The organism is Lujinxingia vulgaris, assembly GCF_007997015.1.
GTDB lineage: Bacteria > Myxococcota_A > Bradymonadia > Bradymonadales > Bradymonadaceae > Lujinxingia > Lujinxingia vulgaris.
Genome location: NZ_VOSM01000011.1, coordinates 18605 through 34844, shown reverse-complemented (window position 1 = coordinate 34844; position 16240 = coordinate 18605). Strand labels below are relative to the sequence as shown.

The window sequence follows — 16240 nt, the reverse complement described above, 5'->3', positions numbered from 1 at the left end:
CGCATCCTGCGCCTCTCCGCCACGACGTCGCGGCCTTGTTTTCTATACCTTCAATCTACGGCGTGCGGATCTTTGCCAGCCCGACGCTCAGAGCGTCTCGTAGGCCACCAGGGTGAAGAACTCGGGGAAGTCCTCGGAGGTCGCCACCTCATCGAAGATCTGACGCGCCCGCTCAAAGGGAAGAGCCTCATAGCGCTCACTGCCCATCGCCTCGCGGATCGCCATGAGCTCCTCGTCGACCAGACGTTCGTAGAGCTCCCGATCCACCCGGCGCCCGTCGTCGAGCACCACATCGGGGCGATGCAACCACTGCCAGATCTGCGAGCGGCTGATCTCGGCGGTGGCCGCATCTTCCATCAGGTTGTAGAGCGCCACCGCCCCCAGGCCTTGCATCCACCAGGCGATGTACTGCAGCCCCACGTTGATGTTGGTGCGCAGCCCCTCCTCGGTGATGCGCCCCTCGGCCACGCGGAAGTTGAGCAGCTCCTGATCGCTGATGGCGCTGACCTCGCGGCGGCGGTCTTTCTGGTGCGGTCGCCCTTTGAGCACCGCCTCAAAAGGCTCACGCGCCACCTCCACCAGATCCGGGTGCGCCACCCAGGTGCCGTCAAAACCGTCGCCGGCCTCGCGCTCCTTATCGCCGCGTACTGCTGCCAGCGCGCGCTCATTGACCGCCTCATCGCGCCGCGAGGGGATAAAGGCCGCCATCCCCCCGATCGCATGCGCCCCGCGCTTGTGGCAGACGTGCACCAGGCGCTCGGCGTAGGCGCGCATAAAAGGCACGCTCATCGTGATCTGCGCGCGATCCGGAAGCACCATCTCCTGGCGGGCCCGGAAGGTCTTGATCACGCTGAAGATATAATCCCAGCGCCCCGCGTTAAGCCCCGCGCTATGCTCGCGCAGCGCGTAGAGGATCTCCTCCATCTCAAAGGCGGCGTGAATCGTCTCCACCAGCACCGTCGCTTTGATCGTGCCGCTCTCCAGCCCCAGGCGCTGCTGGGCCATCAAGAAGACGTCATTCCACAACGCCGCCTCCCGATGACTCTCCAGCTTGGGCAGGTAGAAGTAAGGCCCGCTTCCGCGCTGCACCAACTCCTTCGCGTTATGAAAGAAGTACATCCCAAAATCGAACAAACTCGCCGAAATCTCCTGCCCGTCGACGAGCACATGCTTCTCGGGAAAGTGCCAGCCGCGGGGACGCACCATCAACGTGGCCGGGTTTTCGGAAAGTTTATACTCCTTGCCGCGCGCCTCATCGCGAAAGTCGATCTGGCGGCGCACCGCATCAAAGAGGTTGCTCTGCCCCTCGACCACGTTGGACCAGGTCGGGGAGGTGGCGTCCTCAAAGTCGGCCATGAAGGTGTTAGCGCCGGAGTTGAGCGCGTTGATGATCATCTTGCGATCGACCGGGCCGGTGATCTCCACGGTGCGTCGCTGCATATCCTGGGGCACCCGGGCCACCTGCCACTCCCCCTGGCGAATCGCCCGGGTATCGGCCGGAGCGCCGGGGTTGGCGCCGCTATCGATCGCCTCCTGACGGCGGCGTCGATCCGCGAGAAGTTGGCGGCGCCGGCCCTCGAACTCCCGGTGCATCGCCGCCACAAAACCCAGCGCCTCCGGACTTAAGATCCGCTCATAGCCGGGGGCGACATCGCCGAGAATCGTAATCGCGTCGGGCAGGCCAGCGCCTTCTGTGGAGGGCTGCGTCATCGGAAGTCTCCTGATGGTGGAGGGTTAAGTCAGGTCAGCTACAGCGCGTTATTCGTTGGTCGAAGAGCACACAACGCTCGCTGCGGGCCTGTTCAGACAAGCCCGCCTACTGCGCCGAGACACCCCCTGCGTCGACTTCCGTCGGTGTCACGATGAAGCCAAGTTTAAACACGCTTAAGACCTGTCAACGATCGCCCCGAAGAATCTTCTGCGCGATCTCGCGCGCCCGCGCCAGCGCTTGAGGATCGTTGATTCCCTGCCCGCTCTCCCACCCCCCCGGTGCTTCGATACGCCGCGCTCCGACCGCTTCTAAAAAGCGCCACACCGAGCGCTGGCCCCCCTCCATCGCCGCCTCAAGCTCAGGTGCCAGCTCGGCCCGATACCAGCCAAAGAGCGGCTCCAGCCGCCCCTGATGCTCATAGACCACCGCCGGCGCCCGTCTGGCCTCCCAGAGCGCTTCGACCCATGCGGCGCGCGCCCACACCGCGTCGCAGCTCGTCACAAAAAACCATCCCTCGGCACGATCGAGCGCCGCCGTCGCGATCCCCCCCAGCGGCCCCTGCCCCGGCCACCTGTCGCCAATGGTGCGCACCCCCAGATCCCCATACTCGCCGGCCGAAGCCCCCACCGCCGTCCAGCTCCCCACCGCCGGCGCCAACCTCCCGGTCACCCAGTTCAGCAGCGTTACGCCCTCGGCCAGCTGCGCGCGCCCCTTATCTTCACCCAGACGCCGGGCCTGGCCCCCGGCCAGCACATAACCCGCCCGCTCACTCACCGCGTGTGCCAGTCGGCCACCGGCCCGTAGAGCGGCTGATCGCCCTTCTTGGCCTGGCGAATCAGCCCGCCCAGCGTCTTCGAAGGCCAGTCACGCTGAATGCGGTTGACCAGCCAGTTGGGCAAAAGACCTTTGGGATCGGTGTGGACCTCCACGATCATGCGCGTACGTTCCCCCTCCAACGCCTCAAAGCGGTAATAGGTCGAGTAGGTCATCGCCCGCACGCAGCAGTCGTTCTCCGGCCGACGCGCGTCGTCCACCGACTCGATCGTCGCGATGAAGACCTGATCGTCCTGATTCAGACGGCCGTTGGTCTGCAGCACATAATCCCGATCTTTGATCGGAAAGGGCAGCCCAAAACGAATCCAGTAACGCTCGCTGAGCTCACCGCGCTCCAGCGTGCCGTGATCATCATAACGATCCACCCAGTGGCGGCGTTGATCGCCGTCGGCAAACACCGTCAGGATCTTTCCGATATGCACGTCCGCCACAATCTCACCGCGAAACGCAAAGACCGACGAGCCCTCCACCTGCATCCGCGAGATCGCCACCCCGTCGGAGTCGCCAAGCGCCTCCCAGTTGCCGTCCTGCTGGGCGGCCGCAGGCGCGCTGAGCGCGAGCATCAAAAGGATCATCAGAACCATAGGATATGGACGCACAGGCAACCTCCGCAAAAAGGGCCGAATCGAATCGGGATGAGCGCCGGTGGCGAGCCGAGAATTCGGCTTGCCGCAGGCCAACTTTAACGCCGTGAGGCAATGGTGACGCCTTTGAATGCGAGATTAAGAGTGACCTGAGCAAGGCGCAAAGCGCAGGCGATGCTTTAGCATCGTCGAGGATTTGCAACGCAGCTCAGGGTGATCCCAATGCAGCAGGCATGGCGTCAACGTTGGCTTACGGCGTAGTAAACGAGCGCGAGTGACGCACGATACTAGCGTGATACGCCAGCATCACAAGGCGTATTCAACCGACCTAACCCCGCGTAGTTCTTGCCGCAGCGCGTCATTTCGCCCGCTGCGTGATTGAAATGTCCCCCCTCATGCAATAGAGCTGTCCAGCTGCGCGCCCACCCGGGCGTTCTGGATGTTGCGTTGCCCTGAAATGAACCTGCCAGGATGTGCACCACATGAGCGATGTTAGCGCTGCCCCCCTCGATCTTCAGCCCGATGAGCAGGGCTACTACCGCTACCCGAGTGTGCATGGCGAGCGCGTGGTTTTTGTCAGCGAAGACGATCTCTGGGAGGTCCCGCTTAAGGGGGGCTTCGCACGTCGCTTAAGCGGCTCGCGCGGCCAGGTCAGCGCGCCAGCCCTCTCGCCAGATGGCCAGTGGCTGGCCTACACCTCCACCGAGGAGGGGCGCCCCGAAGTCTACGTAATGCGTGCGCGCGGCGGCCCGGCGAAAAAGCTCACCTTCAACGGCGCCTCCCGCGCCTGGGTCTGCGGCTGGAGCCCCGACAGCGAGCGGGTGATCTTCACCTCCAACCTGCGCGAGTCGGTCGCCCGCCAGCTCGGCCTCTACGAGGTCCCCCGCCAGGGCGGCCCCACGCGCCGATTGAGCCTGGGCGCAGCCCAGGCGCTCAGCTTTGAGCCCGGCGGCCCCGGCCGTGTGCTCGCCAGGCACGCCGACGATCTGGCCCGCTGGAAACGCTACCGCGGCGGCACCGCCGGCGTGCTCTGGATCGACCGCAAAGGCGATGGCCAGTGGGAGCGCCTGCTCCCCGAAATCACCGCCGGGCTCTGCCGCCCCTTATGGCGCGCCGGCCGCATCTACTTCATCAGCGACGTCGAGGGGCACGGAAACCTCTACTCCTGCCTGCCCTCCGGCGACGATCTGCAGCGCCACACCGACCACCTCGGCCACTACGTGCGCTTTGCTTCGGCCGACGATGCCACCATGGTTTACACCGTCGCCGGCGAACTTTACCGCTTCGATATCGCCTCCCAGACCGAGGCGCGCATTGAGGTCGACTACGCCTCGCCACGCACCGCGCTGAACCGCCGCTTTGTCGACGCGGAGTCCTTCCTCGACGACTTCACGCTTCACCCCCGCGGCCACTCCCTGGCGCTGACCACCCGCGGCAAAGTCTTCAACATGGGCGGCTGGGAGGGCGCCGTGCGCCAGACCGGCCGCGAGCAGGGCGTGCGCTACCGCCTGGCCCGCTACCTGGCCGACGGCCAACGCCTGCTGGTGGTCAGCGACGAGGGCGGCGAAGAGCGCTTCGAGCTGCACAGCGTCGACGGCTCCCACGCGCCACAGCCTCTCGACACCGGCGACTTTGCCATCGGCCGCCCCGTCGAACTGCTGATCTCGCCATGCGATGAGAGCGCGCTCTTTACCAACCATCGTCACCAGCTCATTCACCTCGACCTGAAGACCGGCGCCTGCCGCGTGCTCGACCGCAGCGAATACGCCCGCATCGCCGGCGTCAGCTTCAGCCCCGACGGGCGCTGGGCGGCCTACGGCTTCTTCACCGGCGTCTACACCGCCCAGATCAAGCTCGTGGAGCTGGCCTCCGGCGAGCAGCACACCCTCACCGATGGCGAATTTCAGGACGTACAGCCTGTCTTCGATCCGGCCGGGCGCTACCTCTACTTCTTAAGCTACCGTCACTTCGACCCGGTCTACGATCAGGTCTTCTTCGAGCTGAGCTTCCCCCGCGGCACGCGCCCCTGCGTCATCACCCTGCAGGCCGACGCCGACTCCCTTTTCTTACAAAAGCCTCGCCCCTTGAGCGGCGACGATGACGAGGGCGACGACGCCTCCGATGAGGCCTCAGCCGAGGGCGACGAGGAGGATGCTCCCTCCGACGACACCTCCGAGACCCGCGCCGAATCTGGCGATGCGGCCCTCGACGCCGACGCCAGTGAGACCGACTCCGACGCCGACAACGAGAGCGCCGAGGGCGATGAGAGCCCCAAACCCATCCGCATCGACCTCGATGGCATCGGCCAGCGCGTCGAAGTCTTCCCGGTGCCGGCCGGCAACTACGGCGAGCTCGCCGCCACCGAGGAGCGCGTCTTCTGGACGGTCTACCCGGTCACCGGCGCGCTCAGCGGCGAAGACGACGATGACACCCCCGGGGTGCTCCGCTACTTCGGGCTCAAATCCCTCAAGCAAAAAACCTTCGCCCGCGGCGTGAGCGCCTTTGAGATCGGCGCCGACCACAAAACCCTGGCCCTCTGGGGCGAAGACGGCGTGCAGATCGTCAGCGCCTCGGCCGAGAGCGTCTCCAACGAGGATGACGACGAGGCCGAACCCTCCCGCGAGTCGGGCATCGTCGACTTAAGCCGCATCTCGGTGCAGGTCGACCCGCTCTGCGAGTGGACCCAGATGTTGCGCGAGGCCTGGCGCCTGATGCGCGATCACTTCTGGCGCGAAGACATGGGCGGGGTGCGCTGGGATGAGGTCTGGGAGCGCTACAGCGCCCTGCTCCCGCGCGTGGGCAGCCGCAGCGAGTTCTCCGACCTGGTCTGGACGATGCAGGGCGAGCTGGGCACGAGCCACGCCTATGAGATGGGCGGCGATTATGAGTACCCGCCGCAGTACTCCCCCGGTTTTCTGGGCGCGACCCTGCGCTGGGACCCCGACTGGCGCCTGGCCGACGATCCGCAGCGTTTTGAAGGCGCCTACCGCATCGAGTCCATCCTGCACGGCGACACCTGGGAGCCCTCCAAATCCTCGCCGCTGGCCCGCCCCGGGCTGGGCTTAAGCGAGGGCGACGTGATCCTGACCATCAACGCCCGCCGCGTGGATGCCCGGCACAGCGTCGAGGAGCGACTGGTCAACCAGGCCGGCCAGAACATCGAACTTCTCGTCGCTGCCGGCGACGGCCTCAGCGAGCCGCGCACGGTCACCACGAAGGCGCTCCGCCACGAGACCGAGCTGCGCTACCGGGAGTGGGTCAACCACAACCGCCGCCGCGTCCATGAGGCCTCCGAGGGCAAGCTCGGCTACGTGCATATCCCCGACATGGGCCCGGCCGGCTATGCCGAGTTCCACCGCCATTACTTGAGCGAAAACACCCGCCAGGGGCTTGTGGTCGACGTGCGTTTTAACGGAGGCGGCCACGTCAGCCAGCTGATCCTCGAGAAGCTGGCCCGGCGGCAGGTCGGCTTCGATCTTCAGCGCTGGGGCAAACCCCTGGCCTACCCGATGGAGTCGATCGCCGGCCCCATCGTCGCCTTGACCAATGAGCACGCCGGCAGCGACGGCGATATCTTCAGCCACACCTTCAAGCTGATGAAGTTGGGGCCCCTGCTCGGGAAACGCACCTGGGGCGGCGTGGTGGGCATCTGGCCGCGCCACACCATGGTCGACGGCAGCGTGACGACCCAGCCGGAGTTCTCTTTCTGGTTTGAAGACGTGGGCTTCTCGGTCGAGAACTTCGGCACCGAGCCCGATGTCGAGGTGGAGCTTCCGCCCCAGGCCGACGCCACCGGCGAGGATCCGCAGCTCGATGCGGCGATTGCAACGGCGATGGCCCTGCTCAACGAGCGACCGGTGGCGCTTCCGGACTTTGCGCCCTACCCCGATCTTCGGGCGCCGCAGTCGCTTCCGCCGCGCTCCTCGGTGGGCACGAAGGCCGGGAACGCGGAGTCGGAAGAGCGCTGAGCCGAAGGCTCAGCACGTCAGCTCAGCACGTCAGCTCAGCACGTCAGCTCAGCGGGGCGGCCAGCTGCGCTCAAAGCCGTAAAGCGGGCCGTCGAGCCCGTGGCCCGGCCAGCGACTTAAGTCGCGCTCAACGGTGCACAACGCGTCGATGAGACGGCGGTTGAGGTAGGCATCAAACTCAAAATACGCCCGCTCATCGGCGTGCACCGCCCAGACCGCCTCCACGCTGTGGCCGGCGCTGCGTGCTACCTCGAAGAGCTGGGTGGCGATCGCCCGGAGCGCGGGGCTGGCGCCGGCGAAGAGGGCGATCAGGTGCAGCGGCTTGCCAAAATAGGCCTGAAAAGGCCCGTGCGCGTACTGCAACGCCTCAAACACCGGGGGAAGTGGCCGCCACAGCCCCTCCATCAACTTCCAGCTCAAGCCCTGCAGAAGCTCCGCGCTCTCTCCCACGCTCACCAGGGCGATGGGATGCGCCAGCCAGTGTGCCGGGTCGAGCGGGGAGTCTTTGAGGCGCTGATCGCGCAAGGCCGCGACCGCCTCCGGCACCTCCCGAAGTCCCAGGCCAAAGCGCGGCGCGCCCACCCGCTCGGCCAGCGCGTCGGCCAGCCTGAACGCCGTCAGGTGAGCCACCGCCGGGGTTTGCACACGCAAGAGCAGGCCATCTTCGCGCTCCGGCGGGATGGTCAGCACCGCCAGGCGCCCGCCCTCCAGCGCCGGGCCGAGTTGGGGGCATCGCGCCACCAGCTCATCCTCATCGAGCCCGCTCACCACCAGCGCCTGCTCGGCCCGCGCCGCCGCCCTCAGCGCCAGCTGCGCGTTGGGGCAGACGCCCTGGCTGAACACCACCAGCGTGCTCTTCTCAACCTCGGGCGGCCCCAGCGCAAAATGCGAGAGGGGCACAAAACGCGCCGCGAGCCCCACCCGCCGGCACGCCAGCGCGGCCAACACCCGCGCCGGCCCCTCCGATAGACCCACCCCGCAGACCAGCATCTCGGAGGCCGGCACCGACCTCAGCGGCCAGATAAGCGGCCGGCGAGCCTGCTCTCGGAGAAGTTGCGGGATCCCATCGACGCGCCGCGACACCAACCCGGCATCAGCGCGTCTCGGTTCTGGATGAACACTCACATCGCCTCCGTGGCTTCGCCGCTCCCGTCCTCGGGGCCGGCTTGCGGCTGTTTTTTGCGATCGCGCATCGCCTCCAGATAACTCCACAGCGAGTCCAGCTGCGCCTGACTCAGATCGTCAAAGGCGGGCATCTGGCTGTAGCGAAAAGCCTGAGCGTTCTGGATAAAGCGCAGCGTCTGCTCGCGCTCGCGATACTCGGTAATGTTCATGGGCAGGTTGAGCTCCGGCCCCACTCGCCCCCCGCTGCGGTTGATCGCGTGGCACTGCACGCAACGCGCCTGAAAGAGCTCATAACCCGCCCAGGCCTCATGCCCCTTATCGAGGCCCAGCGGCGCGCTCAGCTCCCGGCTGCTCTCTGGCGAGGTGATGATGATGCGACGCAGCTGCCAGGGGCGCGGGTAGGTCGCGGTGTCTCGCTGATGCTCCTCCGTCCAGATCAGGTAGAGGGGCGCCGGATCGACCTGGCCCGGCCCGATAGTCTCCCACCGTGGCGAATACTCCATATCCTGAAAGGCCAGGTAGGCGCCCGGCTCCGAGAGCCTCGCGCCGGTCACCGGAGCGGCGTAGCCGTCGATGGCCTCCAGCACAAAATCCTGGCGCTCAAGCTCCGCGCTCGTCATGCCGAACGCTTCCTGCAAAAGCGGCAGGAGTGGCACCGCCCGAAAGGTCTTGGTCTTCTCGTAATAAGGGTCGTCGACCGAGACCTGCTCGGTGGGCCCCTCGGGGATCTTCTTGCGGGCGACCTCCTCCGAGCCCTGCGCGAAGATCAGCGTCGCGCCGTCACCGCTCGCCACGTCGGGTGCCTCACAGCCGCCCCCCATCAGCACCAGCGCCACCGCCACCATCATCACCGTCGTGCGATTCCATCTCGACATCAGCGATCCTCCAGGGGTGGCGCGCTCAAAAACACCACGGGCAAAAAGAGCGCGTAATACATCAGGTTAGGGATCATCCTGAGCAGATGCCCCACCTCATAGCCGGCCAGAATCACCACATCGGCCCCGGCCCACAGCGCGTATTGCACCATCACAAAGATCGCCACGCGGCTCAGCCAGCGCCGCACCGGATCTTCCGGGGGCATGGATCCGAACACCCGCAACCTCCAGACCAGCGCGACCATCCCCAGCGCAATAAGCTCATAGGTCAGGTAGAGCCGGCGCGCCGACGCGCTGAAAAGCTCGCTGGAGACGCTGATGATCCCCACGGTCACCGAGGCTACCAGCGCCCAGCCCAGCGCCCGCACCCACACCCCGGCGCCCCCCGACCAGCGCTCGGGCCGGGGCTCGCCGTAGCGCTCCAGGAGCAAAAAGACGCGGTAATCCCCCGCCAGCACAAAGAACCAGGACAGCCCCACATAGGCCGGATGCGACTCCCCTCCGAGCTGACTCCAGCCGCCGGTGATCATGGCGTCGGCCGCGCTCACCGCCAGCGCCCCGATCAAAAAGGCGTAGAAAAAAGGCAGCCGCCTTAACACCCCCCCCAGCACCAGCGCCGCCGAGAGCCAGGCAGCCCCCGGATGATGCAGAGGATGAACGTACACACTCTCCCAGATCGACACGTCGTTGTGCCTCCAGTGAACCGCCCACCACGCCATCCATCACATTGCTCCGCAAAGCGTAACCACCCCCCTGGACTCGGAAAGCTCGCCGCGCGGATCGTCGCCCCGGCCCCCCCGCAAGGATTTGGTGGGCTGCGCCGGGCGATTACATTTCCTCAATGTTCGAGCGCATTTAGCCCGAACCCGGAAGTATCTCAGAAGCAGCCGGGCCCGATGATGGATCGCCAGACGCAATGGCGCAGGCCCGCTGTGTCCTACCGCGACGTAAGACGTCAGGAGTGCAGCCATGAACGCAATCCGGCAACGTAAGCTGTTGAAGAGTGCGGCCCTTCTGGCCGCCGCGCTGGGTATGACCATGAGCACCACCGTCCAGGCCCAGACGCCCCCCTCTCAGGACGACGCGCCGACCCACTATGCGCAATATCCCCCGGCCGGTGAGCAGCCCTCGGAGTCGACCGAACCGGCGCCGCCGGAAAATCAACCCGAGCAGCCTTCTCAAGCTCAGGGCGAGGAGCAGGCCTCCGGTGAGTCCAAACTCAATGAAGACGTTCAGGCCTTCAAAGACTTCGTCGACCAGGAGATGCCGCAGAGCGACGAGCAGGCTCAGGCCGAAGAAGATCAGGCCAAAGCCATCTCCACCTACGTCGAAGACGGCACCAAACTCTTAAGCGACGCCATCGCCGCGCTGATCCCCGAGGAGAACGACGTCCTCAAAGATCGCCACAACGCCTGGGATGGTCGCATCGACATGCTCGGCGACTACAAAGAAGAGGGCTACTCCCAGCAGGCCCGCGATGTGCTCATCGAAGGCGCCCAGCTCCTGACCGCGCTGCAGGTCGATGCCTTCCCTGGCCAGTCCCAGGGCGTGAGCCAGCTGATGGAGACCGCCCAGAATATCGACGCCGAGGCCGAGATCACCGAACAGCAGGAGGCCTTTAAAAACTACCTGAGCCAGGCCTCCACACTGGTCGAAGAGATGGATCGCGCCAGCGATAGCCAGACCAGCGCGCTGACCCCTTCGCTTATGCCCGCCTCCTACCCCGTGCTCGCTCAGAACGAGGGCACTCAAGATGAAGGCGTGCCCGCCGAAGAGAGCGACGACGGCATGTTCGACTGGGTGCCCGGCGTCGGTGAGGAAGAGCCGAAGAAGTCCGCTGAGGAGTTCTCCAACTTCATTCAGCGCGCCGAAAATGAAGGCATCTCTAACCATGGCGAGTTCGTGCGCGAGGGCATCAACACCATGGACGACGCCATCGCCCAGGTTGTGCCCGAAGACAATCAGGTGCTCAACGACGAGCTCAGCCGCCTCAAGGATAAGAGTGGCGAGCTCGATGACACCGCCGCCGACGACTACGTCGAGAAGGTGCGCACGGCCTTCTACGACCGGGCCATGCTCATGACCGCCATCCAGCAGGCCGAGTTCCCCGACCACGGCGCGCAGGTGCAGTCGCTGCGCCAGGCCGCCGAGTCCATCGACATCAACCAGGGGCTGGCCCAGCAGGATGAGGCGCTGATGAACTACTTCAACACCGCCTCCGAGACCCTCTCCTCGATGGCCGACGCCGAGCAGGACGCCACCGCCTCGGCCGAGGGCATCGAAGGCGCACCGCCGGTCAACGACACCGTCGAAGAGCCGATGTTCGAAGATGAGATGGCCTACGACGATGAGCTCGGCCAGGCCGAAGAAGACCTCTCTATGGAGGAGGAGCAGGCCATCGAAGATGAGATGGCCTACGACGAGGAGCTCGGCCAGGCCGAAGAAAACCTCTCCATGGAAGAAGAGCAGGCCATCGAAGACGAGCTGGCCATGGGCCCCGACGCCTCCACCGAGAGCGAACCTCCGATGGGCGCCGAAGGCGACCAGCCCCGCGAGGGCATGCCCGAGGAAAACATCGGCGGCGGCCCGGCCCTCACCCCCGAAGTTCAGGCCTACGTCGACTTTGTGGCCATGACCGGTGAGATCGACATGAGCATGAACCCCGAAGACGTCGCCATTGAGGGCATGCGTCTTCTTGACGGCGCGCTGAGCAGCTTCATCGAATCCGGTCAGCAAGACATCGAAGAGCAGCGCGTTGAGCTGACCGAGGCCATCGACAAACTCGAGGAAGAGCGCGGCAACGAGGCCTTCACCAGCACCCTCAATGAGGGCCTGGATAAGGGCGTCTCGCTCTTCGAAAGCATCCAGCAGAACACCTTCCCCGAGTCGCTCGAGATCGTTAGCCAGATTGAGATGGCCGCCGATCAGTTCAATGAAGATACGCCGGTAGAGGAGCAGACCGATGCGCTGCTGAGCTACTTTGAGTCCAGCCGCGACGCCGTACAGGTGATGGACACCCAGCGTCGGGGCGCGCAGGCCCAACTGATCGAGCGGGGGCTCTTCTTCTAAGCTCCGCTCGAGCTGATGCCTTAGACCGATTCGCCTCGGAGGCGCCGCGCAAGCTGCGTGTAGCGCTCCGAGGCGCGGTCGTTCTTGAGCGCCAGGCGCACCGCCTCCTCACTGCCCACCACCACCACCAGCTCCCGCGCCCGGGTCACCGCGGTGTAGAGCAGGTTGCGCTGCAACATCACGTAATGCTGCGTCGACATCGGCAGCACCACCGCGCGGTACTCCGAGCCCTGACTTTTGTGCACGGTGATCGCATAGGCCAGCACCAGCTCGTCGAGGTTGGCGCGGTCGTAGGTGACCTCGCGCTCGTCAAAGCGCACACGCAGCTGATTGTCTTCGGTGTCGACCGCCACCACCTGCCCCACATCCCCGTTAAAAACCTCCGCCTCATAGTTGTTTCGGGTCTGCATCACCCGGTCGCCCAGGCAGAAGCGGCGCTGGCCGCGCACAAGCTGCGGCCCGCCCTTATAAAACGCCTCCTGCAGCGCGGCGTTCAGACGCGAGCAGCCGACCTCCCCGCGGTGCATCGGCGCCAGGATCTGCACGTCTTGCAGCGGATCGAGCCCGAAGGCCCGCGGCATGCGCTCGCTGACCAGCTCCACGATACGCTCGTGGGCCTGAGCGGGCTCCTCGGCGTTGATCGTATAAAAGTCGACCAGCTCCCCCGGCGCGCGCGCCGGCACCACGGGCATCTGCCCGGCGTTGATGCGGTGAGCGTTGATCACGATGGTTGAGGCCTCGGCCTGGCGGAAGATCTCGGTGAGACGCGTGACGCCGACGATGCCGCTCTCGATCACGTCGCGCAACACCTGGCCCGGGCCCACGCTGGGGAGCTGGTCGATGTCGCCCACCAGCACCAGGCTCGCGCTGGCGGGAAGCGCGCCGGCCAGCGCAGCCAGCAGGGTGGTGTCGACCATCGAGGCCTCATCCACAATCAGAAGATCCGTCTCCAGCGGTCGCTCCTCATCGCGTTGAAACCCGCCGGCGTGAAAGCTGTACTCCAGCAGGCGGTGCACCGTGGTGGCCACTCGCCCGGTCGTCTCTCCCAGGCGGCGCGCCGCGCGCCCGGTGGGTGCGCACAGGGTGACACGCCAGCCGAGCTGCTCGGCCAGCTCGCAGATCGTCTGCACGATCGTGGTTTTGCCCGTGCCCGGACCGCCGGTGATCACCGAGACTTTATGCTCAAAAACCGAACGCACTGCCTGGCGTTGCAGCGCCGCAAGTTCCACACCCAGGCGCGCCTCAACGCCGGCCAGCGCCTCATCGTCGGGGCGCGCGACCAGACCGGGCGACTGCGCAAGCCTGCGAAGTTGGCGCGCGGCGCGCTCTTCCACGGCCAGGGCCCCCGCCGCATACACACGCGCCTCCCCCGCACCGATGGCTTCCACGCTGACGCGCTCCTCCTGACGCAACACCTCGAGCGCGTCCGCCAGCAGATGCTCACCCACCTCCAGAAGTCCGGCGGCGCGCTCGCGCAACATCGACCAGGGCAGGTACATATGCCCCTCACTCGACGCCTCCCCCAGCGTATGCAAAAGCCCCGCGCGCAGGCGCGCCAGCGCCGTGGGCTCCACCCCGGTCTGCATCGCGATGTGGTCGGCGCTCTTAAACCCGATGCCGAAGATCGCCTCAGCCAGCTCATAGGGGTTCTGCTGGATCACCTCCACCGCCTTCGCCCCGAACTTGCGGTAGATGCGCACGGCGTTGGCATTGGAGACGCCGTGGGAGCGCAAAAAGACCATGATCTTGTGGATCAGCCGCCCCTCCTCCCAGGAGGCGATGATGCGCTCGGCGCGTTTTTTGCCGATCCCCTCAACTTCCTGAACCCGGTGCGGCGCGGCGTCGAGGATCTCGAGCGTCTCTTCGCCAAAATGCGCCACGATGCGGCGAGCCAGCGTCGGACCGATGCCCTCGATCAGATCGCTGGCCAGGTAGCGCTCCACCCCCTGGCGGGTTGAGGGCAGCACCGCCTCCAGGCGCTCGATGGAAAACTGGCGGCCAAAACGCGGATCGTCACGCCAGCGCCCCCACACCTCCACCGTCTCACCAGGGCGCGTGGCCATAATATTGCCCACGATCGTCACCGGCATCACCCGCTCCGGCACGACCAGGTCGCAGACCGCGAACTGCCCGTCTTCGCTGGCAAAACGCACGCGTTTCAGCTCGCCGCGCAGCCGCTCCAGATCCGCCTCACTCCCCCTCAAAACGCACCGCCAGCGCGGCGATCCCGCGTGCGAGAGAAAGGGGAGGTGAATGAATTTTCCCCGATGGCTGGAAGATCACATGCTGGTACCATGTTTACTCACGTAACGGCGGAAAGGTTCGCTGTCTGTCATCAAGACGTTCGAGATGGTTCCGTAGTCCCCACACCTGAGTCAACCGCCTCGGTGTGGTGGTACATTAATTCTAAGGATTCTCATGAGTTCTGCATGGGCTCTAATCGAGGATCGCGGAGAGCTGCTCTTCATTCGCCGCGCTTTCAAAGTGGGGCGAGGAGGTCAGTGGTGTCCTCCCGGGGGTACGATCTGGCGTAACGAATGGCCCGAGGTTGCCTGCGTGCGTGAAGCATTTGAGGAGACCGGCCTTCGCGTCACCGTCGAGCGCCCCATCGCCGTATTTGAGTCGGCGCACTACTTCGTCTGTCGGCTCAACGGCTCCCGCGATCAACTTAACCTCCGCGCCCGCGAGTGCATCGACTTTCGCTGGGTCTCACCGACCGAGCTGTTGCGCATCGGCACCATTATGGACCTAAGGCGCATCATCCCCATCCTGGAGCTGGGCGGCTTCCGCGTCCCCGAGGTGCCTCGGGGGCTGGTGACGGCCATCCCCAAAAAGATCTACTGACTCGCGCTCCACCTTCGACGCCGCGCTCTTTGAGCGCGGCGTTATCGCTCTGAACGTCATGCGGCCGGCCGTCGCATCGCCCGGGCGGCTCAGAGCGCACGTGGCTGAAGTTCAAGCGCGGCGCGCTCCTCCTCGGAGATCGCGCGCACCTCAAAGGTCTCAAAGCCCAGCACCGCCCCACCCTTGAGCGCCGTCTCGACCCGCCAGAGTCCGTCGGGGATGTTTTGCTTACGCGAATAAAATCGCCACCCCTCGTCGCGTCCGCCCCGAATGGTGATGGGGATGGTGTCGGTGGTTACCCAGCCCTCGTCGGTGCGCCGCCGCCAGCGATGCTCCAGGTTGGCGGTGGCCCGCGACGGCGCCGAGACCGCCACCACCACCGTCACCGGCTCACCCTCGGCCCGGGCGATGACCCGCTCGCGCAGGCCCACACGCTCCAGCAAGGTGGGGCGCTCGCCAAGCACCTGGTAGCTCCCCTCGACTTTTTCAAAGTTCAGCCCCACCACCGCGCCCTCCTGCACCAGGGGCACCGGCGGGATCAGCCCCAGCGGGTAGAGCACGCCCAGCCCAAGCGCAAAACCTAAGGTGGGCACGGAGGTGCGCCAGCTTCGCGCCCCGAGCAGACGACGCACGCCCAGCACCCAGCCCATGCCCACGGCCAGGCTCAGGTAAAACCACACCGCGCGCACGCTCCCCAGCGCATAGGGCAAGAGGAAGTTGAGCAGCATCACCGCGCTCACCCCGTAGATGCCCCACAGAAGCTCGAACTGGCGGCGGGCGCGGCTGGAGAACTCGTTCCAGACCATGATGCCAAAGAGCACCATCACGATGAGCATCGTGATGAGCTGGCCGGCGCTGCGGAAGTAGAGGACGACCAGCGCGCTGAAGAGGGCACCGAGCGCGAAGTGCAGCGCGAGGCTCGCCACCTTGAGCAACTTCTCGTGCTTTGCGCGCCCCAGCACCGCAAAACACAAGGGGATCAAGAGCACGTAGACGCAGACCAGCGCCAACGCGCGAAGATCGACCTCTCGCCCCAGCGTCCAGGCGTCGATGCCGAACCCACCCACAAAAAGACTCATCGGGGTCCAGCGCTGCACCGCGTCGCTTTGAAGCGCGGTGCGCAGGGCCGCGAAGCGGCCCTGCGGTGCAACAGCACCGGGTTGCTCATCCCCGCTCGATTTCACGTTGTGTTCGACGTCGTGCGACTCGCTCAAATCCAACCTGTCTCAT

Annotated in this window: 11 protein-coding genes; 3 read left to right on the top strand and 8 right to left on the bottom strand. The window is 65.7% G+C overall.

What is annotated here, in order from left to right; genetic code table 11:
- Positions 1–87: 87 nt before the first annotated feature.
- From aceB to FRC98_RS17520, 3 genes are all read right to left on the bottom strand, one after another.
- A complete protein-coding gene (gene aceB / locus FRC98_RS17530) occupies positions 88–1710 on the bottom strand; it encodes a malate synthase A (protein ID WP_146982729.1) in 1623 nt (540 codons plus the stop codon).
- A 184-nt stretch (positions 1711–1894) separates the two neighbouring features.
- Positions 1895–2485, bottom strand: a complete 591-nt coding sequence (gene mobA / locus FRC98_RS17525) for a molybdenum cofactor guanylyltransferase (RefSeq protein ID WP_230467735.1) — start codon at positions 2483–2485, stop codon at positions 1895–1897.
- Positions 2482–3144 carry an START domain-containing protein gene (locus FRC98_RS17520; RefSeq protein WP_146982727.1) on the bottom strand — a complete coding sequence of 221 codons (663 nt, stop codon included), beginning with the start codon at positions 3142–3144 and terminating at the stop codon, positions 2482–2484. Before FRC98_RS17520 ends, mobA begins: the two co-directional genes overlap by 4 nt.
- Before the next feature lie 467 nt (positions 3145–3611).
- Between FRC98_RS17520 and FRC98_RS17515 the strand changes: the two genes are divergently transcribed.
- Complete coding sequence (locus FRC98_RS17515) at positions 3612–7097, top strand: S41 family peptidase (protein WP_146982726.1); 3486 nt, start codon at positions 3612–3614, stop codon at positions 7095–7097.
- A gap of 48 nt (positions 7098–7145) precedes the next feature.
- Here the strand turns inward: FRC98_RS17515 and FRC98_RS17510 are convergent, their stop codons facing one another.
- Genes FRC98_RS17510 through FRC98_RS17500 form a run of 3 tightly spaced genes read right to left on the bottom strand, consistent with a single transcriptional unit; the run spans position 7146 to position 9780 of the window.
- Complete coding sequence (locus tag FRC98_RS17510) at positions 7146–8222, bottom strand: hypothetical protein (protein WP_146982725.1); 1077 nt, start codon at positions 8220–8222, stop codon at positions 7146–7148.
- Positions 8219–9097 (bottom strand): c-type cytochrome, encoded by an 879-nt coding sequence (locus tag FRC98_RS17505; RefSeq protein WP_146982724.1) that lies wholly within the window; start codon positions 9095–9097, stop codon positions 8219–8221. The genes FRC98_RS17510 and FRC98_RS17505 overlap by 4 nt, the downstream gene beginning before the upstream one ends.
- The gene (locus FRC98_RS17500; protein ID WP_146982723.1) at positions 9097–9780 is read right to left on the bottom strand and encodes a hypothetical protein; all 684 of its coding nucleotides are present in this window, start codon (positions 9778–9780) and stop codon (positions 9097–9099) included. Before FRC98_RS17500 ends, FRC98_RS17505 begins: the two co-directional genes overlap by 1 nt.
- Positions 9781–10066: 286 nt before the next feature.
- Here FRC98_RS17500 and FRC98_RS17495 point away from each other — a divergent pair, with 286 nt between their 5' ends.
- Entirely contained in the window at positions 10067–12166 is a 2100-nt protein-coding gene (locus tag FRC98_RS17495; protein ID WP_146982722.1) for a hypothetical protein, read from the top strand.
- 20 nt (positions 12167–12186) lie between these two features.
- Here FRC98_RS17495 and recD2 read toward each other — a convergent pair whose 3' ends face one another.
- Positions 12187–14370 (bottom strand): SF1B family DNA helicase RecD2, encoded by a 2184-nt coding sequence (recD2, locus tag FRC98_RS17490; RefSeq protein WP_230467734.1) that lies wholly within the window; start codon positions 14368–14370, stop codon positions 12187–12189.
- A gap of 214 nt (positions 14371–14584) precedes the next feature.
- Here recD2 and FRC98_RS17485 point away from each other — a divergent pair, with 214 nt between their 5' ends.
- Complete coding sequence (locus FRC98_RS17485; RefSeq protein ID WP_146982721.1) at positions 14585–15010, top strand: NUDIX hydrolase; 426 nt, start codon at positions 14585–14587, stop codon at positions 15008–15010.
- Positions 15011–15099: 89 nt separating this feature from the next.
- Here the strand turns inward: FRC98_RS17485 and FRC98_RS17480 are convergent, their stop codons facing one another.
- On the bottom strand, positions 15100–16224 hold the full coding sequence (locus FRC98_RS17480) for a DUF2914 domain-containing protein (protein ID WP_146982720.1): 1125 nt from the start codon (positions 16222–16224) through the stop codon (positions 15100–15102).
- Positions 16225–16240: the final 16 nt, after the last annotated feature.